At 69.5% G+C, this 13,871-nt stretch carries 17 protein-coding genes; 14 read left to right on the top strand and 3 right to left on the bottom strand.

Annotated features, from left to right (window positions below; genetic code table 11):
- The first annotated feature begins 35 nt into the window (after positions 1–35).
- Positions 36–974 carry a TIGR03571 family LLM class oxidoreductase gene (locus tag NL115_RS10155; protein ID WP_254829251.1) on the top strand — a complete coding sequence of 313 codons (939 nt, stop codon included), beginning with the start codon at positions 36–38 and terminating at the stop codon, positions 972–974.
- A gap of 72 nt (positions 975–1,046) precedes the next feature.
- On the opposite strand, the gene NL115_RS10150 is transcribed toward NL115_RS10155, so the two are convergent.
- Positions 1,047–1,472: a hypothetical protein gene (locus NL115_RS10150; RefSeq protein WP_254829250.1), complete on the bottom strand. Its 426-nt coding sequence runs from the start codon at positions 1,470–1,472 to the stop codon at positions 1,047–1,049.
- A gap of 338 nt (positions 1,473–1,810) precedes the next feature.
- On the opposite strand from NL115_RS10150, the gene NL115_RS10145 reads away from it, so the two are divergent.
- The 13 genes from NL115_RS10145 (at position 1,811) to NL115_RS10085 (ending at position 11,647) form a co-directional block, all read left to right on the top strand.
- Positions 1,811–3,184 (top strand): flavin monoamine oxidase family protein, encoded by a 1,374-nt coding sequence (locus tag NL115_RS10145; protein WP_254829249.1) that lies wholly within the window; start codon positions 1,811–1,813, stop codon positions 3,182–3,184.
- A gap of 93 nt (positions 3,185–3,277) precedes the next feature.
- On the top strand, positions 3,278–3,859 hold the full coding sequence (locus NL115_RS10140) for a GNAT family N-acetyltransferase (RefSeq protein WP_254829248.1): 582 nt from the start codon (positions 3,278–3,280) through the stop codon (positions 3,857–3,859).
- Positions 3,860–3,970: 111 nt separating this feature from the next.
- Positions 3,971–4,120, top strand: a complete 150-nt coding sequence (locus NL115_RS10135) for a DUF7560 family zinc ribbon protein (protein ID WP_254829247.1) — start codon at positions 3,971–3,973, stop codon at positions 4,118–4,120.
- Positions 4,121–4,179: 59 nt separating this feature from the next.
- Positions 4,180–4,641 carry a pyridoxamine 5'-phosphate oxidase family protein gene (locus NL115_RS10130; protein ID WP_254829246.1) on the top strand — a complete coding sequence of 154 codons (462 nt, stop codon included), beginning with the start codon at positions 4,180–4,182 and terminating at the stop codon, positions 4,639–4,641.
- Positions 4,642–4,725: 84 nt separating this feature from the next.
- Positions 4,726–5,361: a helix-turn-helix domain-containing protein gene (locus NL115_RS10125; protein WP_254829245.1), complete on the top strand. Its 636-nt coding sequence runs from the start codon at positions 4,726–4,728 to the stop codon at positions 5,359–5,361.
- A 111-nt stretch (positions 5,362–5,472) separates the two neighbouring features.
- Positions 5,473–5,880 carry a winged helix-turn-helix domain-containing protein gene (locus tag NL115_RS10120; RefSeq protein ID WP_254829244.1) on the top strand — a complete coding sequence of 136 codons (408 nt, stop codon included), beginning with the start codon at positions 5,473–5,475 and terminating at the stop codon, positions 5,878–5,880.
- A 122-nt stretch (positions 5,881–6,002) separates the two neighbouring features.
- The gene (locus tag NL115_RS10115; RefSeq protein WP_254829243.1) at positions 6,003–7,583 is read left to right on the top strand and encodes a long-chain-fatty-acid--CoA ligase; all 1,581 of its coding nucleotides are present in this window, start codon (positions 6,003–6,005) and stop codon (positions 7,581–7,583) included.
- Positions 7,584–7,705: 122 nt separating this feature from the next.
- A complete protein-coding gene (locus NL115_RS10110) occupies positions 7,706–7,858 on the top strand; it encodes a 50S ribosomal protein L39e (protein ID WP_254824541.1) in 153 nt (50 codons plus the stop codon).
- Entirely contained in the window at positions 7,859–8,134 is a 276-nt protein-coding gene (locus NL115_RS10105; protein WP_254829242.1) for a 50S ribosomal protein L31e, read from the top strand.
- 1 nt (position 8,135) lies between these two features.
- A complete protein-coding gene (locus tag NL115_RS10100) occupies positions 8,136–8,801 on the top strand; it encodes a translation initiation factor IF-6 (RefSeq protein WP_254829241.1) in 666 nt (221 codons plus the stop codon).
- A gap of 146 nt (positions 8,802–8,947) precedes the next feature.
- Complete coding sequence (locus tag NL115_RS10095; protein WP_254829240.1) at positions 8,948–9,523, top strand: MaoC family dehydratase; 576 nt, start codon at positions 8,948–8,950, stop codon at positions 9,521–9,523.
- A 484-nt stretch (positions 9,524–10,007) separates the two neighbouring features.
- A complete protein-coding gene (locus NL115_RS10090) occupies positions 10,008–11,111 on the top strand; it encodes a glycosyltransferase family protein (protein WP_254829239.1) in 1,104 nt (367 codons plus the stop codon).
- A complete protein-coding gene (locus NL115_RS10085) occupies positions 11,108–11,647 on the top strand; it encodes a DUF7109 family protein (protein ID WP_254829238.1) in 540 nt (179 codons plus the stop codon). Before NL115_RS10090 ends, NL115_RS10085 begins: the two co-directional genes overlap by 4 nt.
- Positions 11,648–11,659: 12 nt before the next feature.
- On the opposite strand, the gene NL115_RS10080 is transcribed toward NL115_RS10085, so the two are convergent.
- Positions 11,660–12,139: an archaellin/type IV pilin N-terminal domain-containing protein gene (locus tag NL115_RS10080; protein ID WP_254829237.1), complete on the bottom strand. Its 480-nt coding sequence runs from the start codon at positions 12,137–12,139 to the stop codon at positions 11,660–11,662.
- Positions 12,140–12,299: 160 nt separating this feature from the next.
- Entirely contained in the window at positions 12,300–13,841 is a 1,542-nt protein-coding gene (locus NL115_RS10075) for a class I adenylate-forming enzyme family protein (protein ID WP_254829236.1), read from the bottom strand.
- Between the last annotated feature and the right edge of the window lie 30 nt (positions 13,842–13,871).

Raw genomic sequence — 13,871 nt, 5'->3', positions numbered from 1 at the left:
GAGGGCCCATACCCGAAGCGCCCCGACCGCCGCGCGTGACAGGTCCCGAGGACGACCACGACAACGCCGGCTTCGAGCGACTGTTCGGCGGCGACGGCCTCACCGTCGGGACGGGCTTCCCACTCACCGACAGCCGGCAGTCACGCCCGCCGGTCGAGCGCGAGCTGGAGCTGGCGACACACGCCGAGGCCGTCGGCTTCGACGCGCTGTGGGCCCGCGACGTGCCCTTCCGCTGGCCGCGCTTCCGCGACACCGGCCAGACCTACGACACCTTCCCGTGGCTGAGCCACGTCGCCGCCCACACCGACGACGTGGCGCTCGGGACCGCGAGCGTCGTCCTGCCCATCCGCCACCCGGCCCACGTCGCGAAGGCCGCGGCGTCCGTCGACCGGCTCTCGGACGGCCGCCTGGTGCTGGGCGTCGCCACCGGCGACCGCGACCCCGAGTACGACGCGTTCGACGTCGACCCCGAGGACCGCGGCGCGCGCTTCCGCGAGTCCGTGGCGACGATGCGGGCGCTCTGGCGCGGCGAGTTCCCCGAACGCGAGGGCTGGTGGGGTGAACTGGACGGCACGCTCGACCTCGTCCCGAAGCCGACGACCGATACCCTGCCGCTGCTCCCGACCGGCCACTGCCGCCAGACCGTCGAGTGGCTCGGCGCGAACGGCGACGGCTGGCTGTTCTACCACCTGCCGGAGGATACGCTGGAATCGTACCTCGACGACTGGCACGCGGCCGCGGGCGAGAAGCCGTTCGCGATGGCGATGCAGGCGGAACTGGCCGACGACCCCACTGCCGACCCCGAACCCGTCCACCAGGGCTTCCGCGCGGGCAGCGAGTGGTTCGTGGACTACGTCGCTCGACTGGAAACGATGGGCGTCGACCACGTCCTCGTCGGCGTGAGCGAGGCGGGCGAGTCGGACCCGGAGCGGGCGCTGACGCGGTTCGCAGAGGAGGTCCTCGAACGGGTGTAGCGGCTCGCAGACCGCGGCTGTCGCACGGTTCGTCACGGCCCGCACCGCACGGTCGTGTACACCGACGCAGCCTCAGTCGTCGCTGAGTCGGCCGGATGTATCGTCGTCGGGGCCGTGGGCGTCGGGCCCGTCCTCGCGTCCCGAAGCCGTCAGGAGCGAGGTCGTGACGAGGAGACCGAGTGCCGCGCCGCCGACGGTCCACACGGCCAGACCGACGGCGAGCCCGGTATCCGCAGCCCAGGTCACGACGAGTCCGAGGGGGGCACCGACCACTGCACCGGCCAGGAGCCCCGCGGCGACGAAGACGGCCCGAGAATCACTGTCGAGCCGACGCGCGAGCAGGTCGAGGAGCGCCGCGACGAGGATACCCGCCGCGATGCCGTAGGCGGCACCCATTGCAGGCCCGGACCCGCCGAGCGTGCCGGCAGTCGCGCCGACACCGGCCCCGAAGACGATACCCAGTCCGACCGCTCGGTTCGTGTCGACGGTCACGTTCATGCTCGAGAGAACGTCACGAGCCCGAATATAGCGTTAGCACGGTTCTCGAGAGTCGAGAACCGGTCCCGTCGCTGTCGACTCGACGTGGCTGCTGTCGACGAGGGGCCCGATGCCGACCATCGACGAGGATGCTGGTGCGGACGACGCCCACGGGGAGGACCCCAAAGATTTCAATAAATTAAAGTTCTCTGACTTTATTACACCTTTTCGAAATATATTCGACTAATATCAGCCAATGGCGTGTATTCTTCCACAGCTTGGCGCGTTCTACAGTCCGGCAGCGACTGGAGTCGGACACGGCGGAACGTACTAACCATCGGCCCCCGACCCGGTGAGCCATGACCACCATCGACAGCGCGGACGCCGTCGTGGTCGGGGCCGGCCTCGCGGGGGTGACGGCCGCTCGCCGACTGGACGAGGCGGGTGCCGACGTGACCGTCCTGGAGGCCCGCGACCGCGTGGGCGGTCGCACGCTCACCCGCGAGGTCGACGGCCACGCGCTCGACATGGGCGCGCAGTGGATCGGGCCCGGCCAGCACCGGATGCACGCACTCGTCGCGGAGCTCGGCGTCGAGACGTTCCCCCAGCACGACGCGGGGGCGACCCAGTTCCGGGTCGCCGGCGAGGTCCGGGAGTTCGACCACGAGCTCCGGTCGTTGCCGCCGCTCGCGGCGGTCGACTTCGAGCTGGGCGTCCGGAAGCTGGAGAAGCTGTGCCGGCAGGTGCCGCTCGAGGACCCCGCCTCGGCCGACCGCGCCCGCGAGTGGGACGCGACGACGGTCGCGACCTGGCGCGACGAGCGGTTCCGGACCGAGGCCGCCCGGAGCCTGTTCGACGCTGCCGTCCGGGCCATCTTCACCGCCGAACCCGACGAGCTCTCCCTCCTGTTCCTGCTGTTCTACTGTCACGCGGGCGGCGGGTTCGAGCGGCTCGCCTCCGTCGAGGACGGGGCTCAGCAGACCCGACTCGTCGGCGGGACCCAGCAGCTCTCGGTGGCGATGGCCGAACCGCTCGACGTCCGCACCGCGACGCCCGTCCGCCGCGTCGAGCACGACGACGCGGGCGTGACCGTCCACGCCGACGCCGGCGACGACGGGACGGCCGACACCCGCATCGAGGCCGACTACGCGGTCGTCGCGGTGCCGCCGACGGCAGCCGGACGGCTCGACTACGACCCCGCGCTCCCGGTCACGCGGGACGGCTTCTGCCAGCGCGCGCCGATGGGTCACGTCGTCAAGGCCGTCGCCACGTACGACGACCCGTTCTGGCGACCCGAGCGCTCGGGCGAGGTCGTCGCTGACGACGACACCGTCGGACTCGTCTTCGACGACTCGCCACCCGACGGGGAGACGGGCGCGCTCGTGGCGTTCGTACTGGGCGACGCGGCGCGCGAGTGGGCCGACCGACCGGAAGCCGAGCGCCGACAGGTCGTACTGGACCGGCTCGCGGCGTTCTTCGGCCCCCGGGCGGGCGAGCCGAACAGCTACACCGACGAGGTCTGGAACGCCGGGCGCTGGAGCCACGGCTGCTACGCCGCGATGCTCCCGCCGGGCGTCCTCTCGCGGTACGCCGACGCCCGCGCCGACCCGGTCGGGCGGCTCCACTGGGCCGGCACGGAGACCGCCACCGAGGGGTACGGCTACATGGAGGGCGCGGTCGCCTCGGGCGAACGCGCCGCGAGTGAGGTCCGGGCACGGCTGGAGGGGACCTGAGCGCGGGCCGGCGACGTGGGGCGCTGACGAACCGCGGGGGCGCCGGGGGCACTGTCCCGCACGTTTACGAGACTCCCCCGAGAGGAGCCGAGCGTGTACCGAGGCCACTTCCCGCCACTCGGCGAGCGCTACCGGGTCCGGGAGCCGCCGCTGACCATCGAGGACGGCGAGGGCCGGCAGATAGACATCCGGCCGTACGGCGATGGCCCGGTGGCCGACGAGCGGGCGGCACTCGTGGCGCTGTACCGCGACTACGACCCGTCCGACCGGACGCTGGGCATCCCGCCGGTCACCGCCGAGGGCATCGACGAGTGGCAGGACCACATGCTGGCCGGGTACTGCGTCCTCGCGTGGCACGGCGACCGACTGGTCGGACAGGCGGTGCTGGTGCCCGACGGCGAGGACGCGTACGAGTTCGCCATCTTCCTCGACGGGGCGTATCAGGGCGCCGGCATCGGGACCAACCTGACGGAGGCGATGCTGAGTCACGGCCGCGCCCACGGGGTCCACGACGTCTGGCTCCTGGTCGAGCGCAGCAACCGCCCGGCCGTCAGCCTCTACCGGGCCGTCGGCTTCGTCGTCACGGAGGACGCCGGCTACGACATCGAGATGGGCCTGTCGATGGGCGTCGAGGAGCCGACAGTGGCCCCGGAACCGGGCACAGCCGACGATTGAGTGTCCTGCGGGACCCCGGGGAGCGGGGAGTGCCCACGACCTGCGGCTGGTTCTCAGACACTCAGAACAATGGGACCGGGTTTATGATGGGCACGCCTTGTACCAGGTAGCATGAGTTGCGAGGAGGAGCAGGAGTTCATCTTCCGGTGCCCGGAGTGTGGCGAGCGGCTGGAGGTGAACGGGCCGATGCGGGAGACCCTCATCGAGCGCGGGTGTGTCATCTGCAGCGCGGACGTGTCCCCGGCGGCGTTCACCGAGTGACGGCCCCGTCTCGTCGAGACTTATTTATCCGCCCCCGTACCCCGGACACGTAGGAGCGAATGACGCTGGACGAACAGAGCACCATGTCACCCGACGAGACCGACACTCTCCTCGCCCGCCACGAGACCGGCGTCCTCACGCTCGCGCGCGACGACGAACCGTACGCGATTCCCATCTCCTACGGCTACGACGCCGACGAGCGGCAGTTCTACCTCCGGCTCGTCTCCACGCCCGAGAGCGAGAAGGGCCGGTTCCTCGCGTCCGAGCCCTCGTCGCGGCTGGTCGTCTACGAGGAGGACGGCGACGTCTACCGGAGCGTCGTCGCCACCGGGCGCCTCCGGGAGATTCCCCGCGAGGACCTCACCATCGAGCACATCGAGCAGTACAGCGAGACCAAGCGCCCGCTGTTCGAGATCTGGGGGCAGGAGAAGCCGGACCTCGACATCGCGCTCTACCGCCTCGACCCGGACGAACTGAGCGGTCGGCGTATCGAGGTCGACCGCGACGGCGAGACGACGTAGCGACGACGAGCAGACACCCCAGACAGTCACGGTTCGGCGCCACCTTTGCATTGAAGTGTGAGGGCCATGAATACCCGTACCTAGATGACCGGAGGCATCCGCGCCACCGTCGAGTTCACCGAACCGGACGGATGCCCGGTGACCGATGTCGCGGCGGCGGCGGACGCGACCGTCGACTCGGTCTCACGAACCGCCTGTTCTGGAGCCTGTGACGGCTGCATTACCGAGTTCGCGGTCGAGAGCGAGGACGCGCCCGAGACGGATATGGAGCCGGTATTCACCCACGGTTCGATGCGGTGGTACCGGTTCCGCCACGGTGACGAGGGCAGCTGTCCGTGTGAGTGCCTCGGGCAGCTCGGGTGTCCGGTCGCACGGTACGTCACAGATGGGACAACACTGACCCTCGTCTTCCACGCCGGCGACTACGACGCGCTCCAGACCGCCATCGGCGCGCTCCGCGAGGGGTTCTCCCGCGTCGACATCAAGCGGTTCGTCCGGGCCCCCACCGACGACCACCGGGCCGACAGCGTCCTCGTCGACCGGAGTCGCCTCACCGCCCGCCAACTGGAGGTGCTCGAGACGGCCCACGAGATGGGGTACTTCGAGCGCCCCCGGCAGGCGAACGGCCGGGAGGTCGCGACGGCGATGGGCATCGACCCCTCGACCTTCAGCGAACACCTCGCGGCGGCCGAGCGGAACCTCCTCTCGGAGGTCCTCTGACCCGCGCGCCGCCTCCCCGGGAGCGGCTCGGACCGGTTCTGCGCGCCGAGTATATAAACCACCCCGTTGCTGGGGGTGCGGGTTCCTCCCGATACGCGTTCACCTACTGGTATGAACGGTTCCCAGATGGCCACCCCGACGCTCCGCCGCCAGAACGACGCAACCCTCCTCGAGGACGCCGACGCTGTCGAGACGGTTCTCGGTGCGCTCGAGGACCCGGACTGCCGTTCCATCCTCGAGGCGACGGGCGACAGCGCCCTGACCGCGAGCGAGGTCGCCGAGGCGTGCGACCTCCCGACGTCGACGACCTACCGGAAACTCGACATCCTCACGGAGGCATCGCTGGTCGAGGAGCGCGTCCGCATCCGACGCTCCGGCAAGCACGCCAGCGAGTACGTCCGCGCCGTCGACGATGTCGTCGTCACGATGGGGCCCGAGGGGGTTTCCGTGCGCCTCTCGAACGCCTCGCAGTCGGAGGAGTCGGGCGACATCGCCACGTTCAGCGCCCTCGCGGACTGACACCGGGGCTGACACGCCACGCGGCCGAGAGCAACCGCTCCGGGCGCACGTCGCCAGTCGAATCCACCCGACGGAACCGGGACGCCCCATACCGTTTTGTGACGGCTACCTCTTGTACAGATATGGCATCTCACGCCACGATAGCCGACACGCTCGAACGAAGTGCCGAGCTCCACCCGGAACGCGACGCCATCGTCTACCCGCGGAAGGACCAGTACTGGACCTACGCCGAGTTCGACGAGAAGGCCAACCGGCTGGCGAACGCGCTGGCCGACCTCGGCGTCGAGAAGGGCGACCGGGTCTCGACGATGCTGTTCAACGGCTCGGAGATCTGCCTCGCCGTCTACGCCTGCGCGAAACTGGGCGCCGTGTTCAACCCGCTCAACTACCGGCTGCCGGCCGGCGAGGTGGAGTTCATCGTCAACGACGCCGGCTCGACGGTCCTGCTGTACGAGGAGGACACGAAGACCGCCGTCGACGGCGCCCGCGACGACCTCGAAACCGTCGAGGAGTACGTCTACGTCGACGACGACGTGCCCGCGGACGACCACGACTTCTACGACCTGCTCGACGGTGCGAGCGCCGAGCGCCCGGACACCGTGGTCGAGGAGACGGACGCGTACGCGTTCATCTACACGTCGGGGACGACGGGCCGGCCGAAGGGTGTCGTCCACGAGCACCGGGACATGATGGAGCACAACCTGCTCTGCATCGCGGAGATGAACCTGACCACCGACGACGTGGGGCTGTCGGCGCTCCCGCTGTACCACTGCGCCGAACTCCACGCCAACCTGTTCCCGCGGGTCCAGCGCGGCGCGACCAGCGTCATCCACCACGAGTTCGACCCGGTGCAGGTGCTCGATGCCTTCGAGGAGCACGAGGTGTCGGTGTTCTTCGCGGCGCCGACGGCGTGGAACGGGGTCGCCCGCACGGCGGCCGAGACCGACCACGACGTCTCCTCGCTCCGACTGGGGCTGTACGGGGCCGCACCGATGCCCGAGGAGGTGCTCGACGCCTGCATGGAGCACCTCTGTGAGGACTACGTGCAGGCGTACGGGATGACCGAGATCGGGCCGTGTGGCTCCTTCCAGAGCCCCGAGGAACAGCTGACGAAGCAGGGGTCGGCGGGGCTACCCGCACTCAACCACCGCGTTCGCATCGTCGAACCGGACGCCGATCCCGACGCGACCGTCGAGCAGGGTGCCATCGGCGAGATCCTGTTCGCCGGGCCGTGCACGATGCGCGAGTACTGGAACCGGCCGGAGGCGACCCGCGAGTCGCTCCGCGAGCACGAGGGGCGCGAGTGGTACTACACGGGCGACCTGGGCTACCGCGACGAGGACGGCTACCTCTACGTGGTCGACCGCAAGGACGACATGATCGTCTCGGGTGGCGAGAACGTCTACCCCGCGGAGGTCGAGGACGTGCTGTTCCGCCACGAGGAGGTTGTCGAGGCGGCCGTCGTCGGCGAGGACGACGAGGAGTGGGGACAGGCCGTCGTCGCGTACGTCGTGGGCGACACCGATGCCGAGACGCTGGACGCGTTCTGCCTCGAGAGCGACGACCTCGCGGACTTCAAGCGCCCGCGAGCGTACTACTTCGTCGACGAGCTGCCGAAGAACCCGTCCGGGAAGGTCCAGAAGTTCCGGCTGCGGGACGACGAGGACGACGCCGGCGAGGTCGAGGGGACAGAGGTCGCCTGAACGCACCGGGCTACCGGTCGCCGTCCGGGTGGGACCGGCCACCATCCAGGCGGGACATCGCTATCCGGGTGGGGCGCCCAAAGGAACAAGAATTTAACCGCCGCGTCGGAAGTGGGCGTACCATGGGTAAGAAGTCGAAGGCCTCCAAGAAGCGGCTGGCCAAGCTCGAGAAGCAGAACAGCCGGGTCCCGGCGTGGGTCATCATGAAGACGGACCGCGACACCACCCGCAACCCCAAGCGCCGCAACTGGCGGCGGAACGACACGGACGAGTAAATGAGCGCGAGTGATTTCGAGGAGCGTGTGGTGACGGTGCCGCTGCGCGACGTGCAGGCCACGGCCAAGCACAAGCGCGCGGACAAGGCGATGAGCATCATCCGCGGCCACCTCGCGAAGCACTTCAAGGTCGAGGAGGACGACGTCCGGCTCGACCCCTCCATCAACGAGGAGGTCTGGTCGCGCGGCCGCAAGAAGCCGCCGTCCAAGCTCCGCGTCCGCGCCGCACGCTTCGAAGAGGACGGCGAGGCCGTCGTCGAAGCAGAGACCGCGTAACGTGCTCCGGGCGGCATTCGGGGGTTCGTCGTACATCGGCGTCTTCAGCCGCGCCACCGACGACTGCCTGTTGATTCGGCGCGACGCCGAGGATGAGGTCCGCGAGTCGTTCGTCGAGGAACTAGAGGTGCCGGCCGTCCCCACGACGGTCGGCGGCTCGGCGACCGTCGGCGCGCTCGCCACCGGCAACGCCAACGGTATCCTCGTCAGCAGCCGCGCCAACGAGCGCGAGATCGAGCGTATCGAGGACGCCACGGACCTCCCCGTCGGCGAACTCCCCGGCCGGGTGAACGCCGCGGGCAACGTCGTCTGCTGTAACGACCACGGCGCCTACGTCCATCCGGACCTCTCGCGGAAGGCGGTGCAGGCCGTCGAGGACACGCTGGACGTGCCCGTCGAGCGCGGCGACCTCGCGGGCGTCCGCACGGTTGGTACGGCGGCCGTCGCCACCAACCGCGGCGTCCTCTGCCACCCGAAATCGACCGACGAGGAACTGGACTTCCTCGAGGACCTGCTGGACGTGCCGGCCGACCTCGGCACCATCAACTACGGCGGGCCGCTCGTCGGCTCCGGCCTGGTCGCCAACGAGAACGGCTTCGTCGTCGGGCAGGACACCTCCGGCCCGGAACTGGGCCGCATCGAGAACGCGCTGGGCTACATCGACTGAGTACCCGACGTGCGGAGAATATTTGCCAATTTTTCGGCATAAGAGGATATCCATCACCTATACCCCCGAGTATTTCGACTACGCGGCCGGCACCTGTGTAATCGCGCGCCCACAACCGGTTAGTCACGGCCGTGAGACGCCGGCGTATGGCCGACGACACCGACACCGAGGACGAGGCCGACCACGACCGCCGTCTCGTCGAGGGCTGGCAGGGCCGCTTCTACGAGGACTTCGCGGTCGGCGACGTCTACAAACACCCCTACGGGCGGACGGTGACCGAGACGGACAACGTCTGGTTCACGAACCTGACGATGAACGTCAACCCGATGCACTTCAACGAGGCCTACGCCGCGGAGACTGAGTTCGGCGAGCGCCTCGTCGACGGGACGTACGTGTTCGCGCTCGTCGTCGGGATGAGCGTCATCGACGTGAGCGCGAACGCGACGGCCAACCTCGGCTACGACAACGTCCGCCACCACGCACCCGTCTACCACGGCGACACCATCTTCGCCGAGAGCGAGGTGCTCTCGAAACGGGAACTGGAGTCACGCGAGCACTCCGGCATCGTCACGACCGAACTCCGGGCGTTCAACCAGGACGACAACCTCGTCCTGTCGCTCGAACGGACGCCGATGGTCCTCAAGCGCGAGTTCGCGGAGCCGAGCGCAGCTGCGCCGACCGGGTGGCCCGACGGCATCGGCTTCCAGCCCGAGGAGGAGTAGCACACACCCCGGTTTCGACTGCAGAGCGACTGTGCGAGAACCCGACTCGGGTGGGACTGAAAGGGGCCGGCCGCTCGGCGGTTCCCCGGCGAAGTAAGCACTGGACTGCATGCCCGGAACGGTGACCGACCGCAGGGAGGGAACCGCATGCCCGGAACAGGAAGCGCGCAGCGAGCCGCGGGACCCCGAGCGGCCGGGGGCTTTCAACAGGATTCCGTCGGCTACTATCGAGTCCCAGGGGACGTAGAAAGCCCCCGCTGGCTCGACCGCCCGGGCCTCGCTGCGCGCTTCCCTCCGCTCGCTGCGCTCGCTCCGGTCCAGTGCTTGCGTCGTCCGGGACGGGTCGAGCCAGCGGCCCCTTTCAGTCCCGCCCGAGCGGAGTTCGTGGTCGAGCATACGAACGCGCCAGCACGATGTGCACGCACCCCTGAAGCCGACATCGAGTGGCGGGATTGATACGCACGCCGCCACTACAGCCCGGTACATGGAGTACGTCCAGGAGCGGGTGACGACGCTCCACGATTTCACGGACCCCGTCCCCGACGCGCCCGTCGACGACGCCGCCGTGGTCGTGCCGATGACCGAGCGCGAACACGCCAGCCTCGCCGCCGAGCGCGTCATGACGGCGCTGGAGGACGTGGCGCCCGAGCGGGTCGTCATCGCCCTTCGTGCGGAGGCCGAGCGCGTCCCCGCCGTCCGTGCGTGGCTGGACTCGTTCGACCTCACCGTCGAGACGCTCTGGTGCGACGGCCCCCGCCTCGGCGAGTTGCTGGCCAGCGAGGGGCTGAACGGCCGCCGCGGGAAGGGCCGGGACGTGTGGCTGGCGCTGGGCCGGGCCGCCGAATCCGACTACGTGGCCGTCCACGACGCCGACGCCTCCACCTACAGCAGGGCGCACGTCCCGCGGCTCCTGTTCCCGCTGGCCCACGGGTTCCAGTTCTCGAAGGGGTACTACGCCCGCGTCGAGAACCGGCGGCTGTACGGCCGGCTGTTCCGGTTGTTCTACGCGCCGCTCGTCCGAGCACTGAACGATAGCCACGACGCCGCGGTTCTCGACTACCTCGGCGCGTTCCGGTACGCGCTGGCCGGGGAGTTCGCCGCGACGAGCGATGTCATCCGCTCGCTGCACGTCCAGCGCGGCTGGGGCCTCGAGGTGGGCACGCTCGGCGACGCCTTCCACGCCGCAGGGCTCGACGGCAGCGCCCAGGTCGACCTCGGCCTGCACGAACACGACCACCGCGCGGTGTCGGGCCCGGCCGGGCTGTCGACGATGGCCGACGAGGTCGGGGCGGCGCTGCTGCGGGCCGTCGAGGACGGCGGGGTGACCCCCGACTACGAGACGCTCCCGGCCCGCTACCGCGACGCGGCCGACGGATTCGTCGACGCGTACGCCACCGACGCCGCGTTCAACGGGCTCGAGTACGACCGTGCCGGCGAGCGCGAGCAGGTCGAATCGTACGCCGACAGCATCGCGCCACCCGGCGAGGACACCCGGCTCCCGCCGTGGAACGAGGCGCCGGTGACCACGGCGGAGGTCGCCGAGGCCGTCCGTGCCGACCTCGATGCCGCCGCGGAGGAACACGTATGAGCGGCGACGACGGCGAGGGAGACGGGGCTGACGGCTCGGGCGACGCTGCGGACGAGCGCCTCGACCTCTCGCTGGACGAGGCCGCAGGCGTCGCCGACCTGTTCGGCGGACTCACGCGGACGGAGCTGACCGAGGCGCTGCAGGAACTCGCCTTCCGCCGGGGTGTCGAACCGCCGCCCGAGGAGCGCATCGACCAGGTCGTCCGGGCGTACGCGCTGGTCGAGTACCCGCGCGACGACGAGGGTGACACGCCCGACGCCGAGCCCCTCCTCGTCCCGGGACCGTCGGCCTTCCCGACGCTCCCGGAGGGCGCCGCCGACCTGCCACACATCCTCGATATCGAGTCGCGGGCGGTCGACCGCGAGCGGCTGGGACGGGCCGTCGAGGAGCGGTTCCGCGGCGAGGTGGCCCGGGCGGTCGCGGACGAGGACGAGGTGCTGGTCGGACGGCTGCTGGACGTGAGCTACGACCTCGAGACGTGGGGGCCGGTCGAGTTGGGGGACCTGCGCGAGCGGCTGGACGCGGTCAGGGAGTAGACTATCTGGGTCTCAGGGCGTGTACTCGTACTTGAGGATGACAGTGCTGTCGCCGGTAGTCGAGGATTCCCAGATGATGCGGACGGTCTCGCCCGGCTTCAGGTTCGGGTTCGTGTTGGAGATTGTTATCGACTCGCTGGCAGTCCATTCCTCGTCTACCTTGTTCTTGAGTTGCTGACTATCGAGAATCGTCCCCGAGTCGGAAGAGATGGTCAGCTCACTCGTTTCAGCACTGCTTCCGCTCTGGTGCTCGATCGTGAGGTCGTCATTGCTCTCCACCGTCGTGTCGAAACTGATCTGCGGGCCGACGTTCTGCTCGCCGGCCTGGATGATATCGAGTCCGAACACGTACTGTCCAACCAGCGCGCCGAGTATGACGACGATTGCGACGGTCAGGATGGCGCCGATAACCTCGGACTGTCCCCGACTCCCACCCCGGGCGTCGTCGGCCGCGCTGGACCCCAGTCCGCACCCCACCTGGTCGAATAGCATTATGCTACTGTTACCCAATTAGAGGTCTTAAAAATTACCACCGTGCCGGATTTAACGAGGCCATTAAGCCGGACCTGCCCGGATAGATACTGATTATCTCCGGGCGTAACCAGGAGGGAAAACCGCAACACGCAACGGTTGTCGGCAAGTAAAGCTGGGGTTATCTGACAAGGTCACGAAGCCGCCGCCGGTCGACCTTCCCGGTCGCGGTCGTGGGGAGGTCGTCCACGAACTCGACGCGGTCGGGCACCTCGTGGTCGGCGAGTTCGCGCTCGCAGGCCCGGACGACCGTCGCGCCGTCGAGGTCGGCCCCCTCACGCGTTCGGACGACCGCCGTGACCGTCGTGCCACGGACGTCGTCCCGGCTGTCGACGACCGCGACCGACTCGACGGCGTCAAGCCCGTAGATGACCGACTCGATCTCGCGAGGGTGGACGTCGCCACAGCCGGTCGTGAACATGTCCGCGAGCCGGTCGACCACGTGGAGGAAGCCGTCGTCGTCGACCCAGCCGATGTCGCCCGAGCGGAGCCAGCGCCGGTGGCTCCCGGTGCCGCCGTCGCCGACCGTGGCCGTGTCGGGGCCGGTGTCGTCGCTCGTGGCCGTCACGTCGGCGGGGCGCCGGACGAACCGGTCGGCGGTGAGCTGGTCGCGGGTGTAGCGAGGCGTCACCGTGTCGCCGGCCCACAGCAGTTCGCCGCGCTCGCCCTGCTCGACGGGCTCGCCCGTATCGGGGTCCTCGATGCGGAGGTCGACGACCTCACTGGCGGGCTGGCCGACGCTCCCCGGTTTCCGGCCGGCCTCCTCGGGGCGAGTGAACGCCGCCAGCGGCGTGGTCTCCGTGAGCCCGTACCCCTGCAACAGTGCACAGCCCAGCGCGTCCTCGACCTCGTCGATACGCTCTGCGGGCATCGGCGACCCGCCGACGCCGACCGTCTCCAGGCTCGACAGGTCGTACGCGTCGGTGTCGGCCTCCAGCAGGTCCAGCACCATCGTCGGGATGAGGAAGGTGTAGGTCACCTCGTACTGCTCGATGGCGGTCAGCGCGGTCTCGGGGTCCCACTCCGGGAGGAGGTGGTTGGTCGCTTCCAGTTCGAGGAACGGCGTCGTCGTGATGTTGAGCCCGGTGACGTGGAAGCATGGGCAGGCGGTCAGCGCCACGTCCTCGCGGCTCCACTTCTTGTAGTGGGCGAGCGCCCGGGCGTTGGCGGCGAGGTTTCCGTGGGTGTGGAACACACCCTTCGGGGCGCCCGTGGTGCCGCTGGTGTAGAGCAGTTCGGCCTCGTCGTCGGCCTTCCGGGGGACCGTCTCGTGGGTCGGCTCCCCGCGGTCGCGGAGGTCGGCGTAGGTGTAGACCGGGCGGGTGCCGCCGACGGTCGCGTCGTCGCCGGCGGTCACGACGAGTTCGGCGTCAGCATCCGACAGGACGTACTCGGCCTGTCGCTCGTCGAAGCGCTGGTTGAGCGGGACCGACAGCGCGCCCCGCTTGAGAATACCGAGGTGGGTGGCGACGAAGGCGACCCCGTTCGGCGCCGCGACGGCCACCCGGTCGCCGGGCTCGATGCCGAGCGAGTCGAGCGCACTCGCGACGCGGTCGCTCGCACGCGACAGGTCACGGAACGTCAGGGACGCGCCCGGGTCCGCCACCGCCCGCCCGTCGGGGGCGTTCCGGGCCGCGCGGTCGACGCAGTTGGCGAAGTTCATGCGATACCGGTTCCGTCCACGAGGTAAAGA

Origin of the sequence: Haloglomus salinum (genome assembly GCF_024298825.1) — an archaeon.
Lineage (GTDB): Archaea > Halobacteriota > Halobacteria > Halobacteriales > Haloarculaceae > Haloglomus > Haloglomus salinum.
This window is presented reverse-complemented; position numbering and strand designations above follow the sequence as displayed.

Bases quoted from the DNA above. Each gene is read 5' to 3' on its own strand.
- NL115_RS10150 (WP_254829250.1), bottom strand. From the start codon at position 1,472: ATGAACGTGACCGTCGACACGAACCGAGCGGTCGGACTGGGTATCGTC.
- NL115_RS10145 (WP_254829249.1), top strand. From the start codon at position 1,811: ATGACCACCATCGACAGCGCGGACGCCGTCGTGGTCGGGGCCGGCCTC.
- NL115_RS10135 (WP_254829247.1), top strand. From the start codon at position 3,971: ATGAGTTGCGAGGAGGAGCAGGAGTTCATCTTCCGGTGCCCGGAGTGT.
- NL115_RS10130 (WP_254829246.1), top strand. From the start codon at position 4,180: ATGACGCTGGACGAACAGAGCACCATGTCACCCGACGAGACCGACACT.
- NL115_RS10125 (WP_254829245.1), top strand. From the start codon at position 4,726: ATGACCGGAGGCATCCGCGCCACCGTCGAGTTCACCGAACCGGACGGA.
- NL115_RS10120 (WP_254829244.1), top strand. From the start codon at position 5,473: ATGAACGGTTCCCAGATGGCCACCCCGACGCTCCGCCGCCAGAACGAC.
- NL115_RS10115 (WP_254829243.1), top strand. From the start codon at position 6,003: ATGGCATCTCACGCCACGATAGCCGACACGCTCGAACGAAGTGCCGAG.
- NL115_RS10110 (WP_254824541.1), top strand. From the start codon at position 7,706: ATGGGTAAGAAGTCGAAGGCCTCCAAGAAGCGGCTGGCCAAGCTCGAG.
- NL115_RS10105 (WP_254829242.1), top strand. From the start codon at position 7,859: ATGAGCGCGAGTGATTTCGAGGAGCGTGTGGTGACGGTGCCGCTGCGC.
- NL115_RS10095 (WP_254829240.1), top strand. From the start codon at position 8,948: ATGGCCGACGACACCGACACCGAGGACGAGGCCGACCACGACCGCCGT.
- NL115_RS10090 (WP_254829239.1), top strand. From the start codon at position 10,008: ATGGAGTACGTCCAGGAGCGGGTGACGACGCTCCACGATTTCACGGAC.
- NL115_RS10085 (WP_254829238.1), top strand. From the start codon at position 11,108: ATGAGCGGCGACGACGGCGAGGGAGACGGGGCTGACGGCTCGGGCGAC.
- NL115_RS10080 (WP_254829237.1), bottom strand. From the start codon at position 12,139: ATGCTATTCGACCAGGTGGGGTGCGGACTGGGGTCCAGCGCGGCCGAC.
- NL115_RS10075 (WP_254829236.1), bottom strand. From the start codon at position 13,841: ATGAACTTCGCCAACTGCGTCGACCGCGCGGCCCGGAACGCCCCCGAC.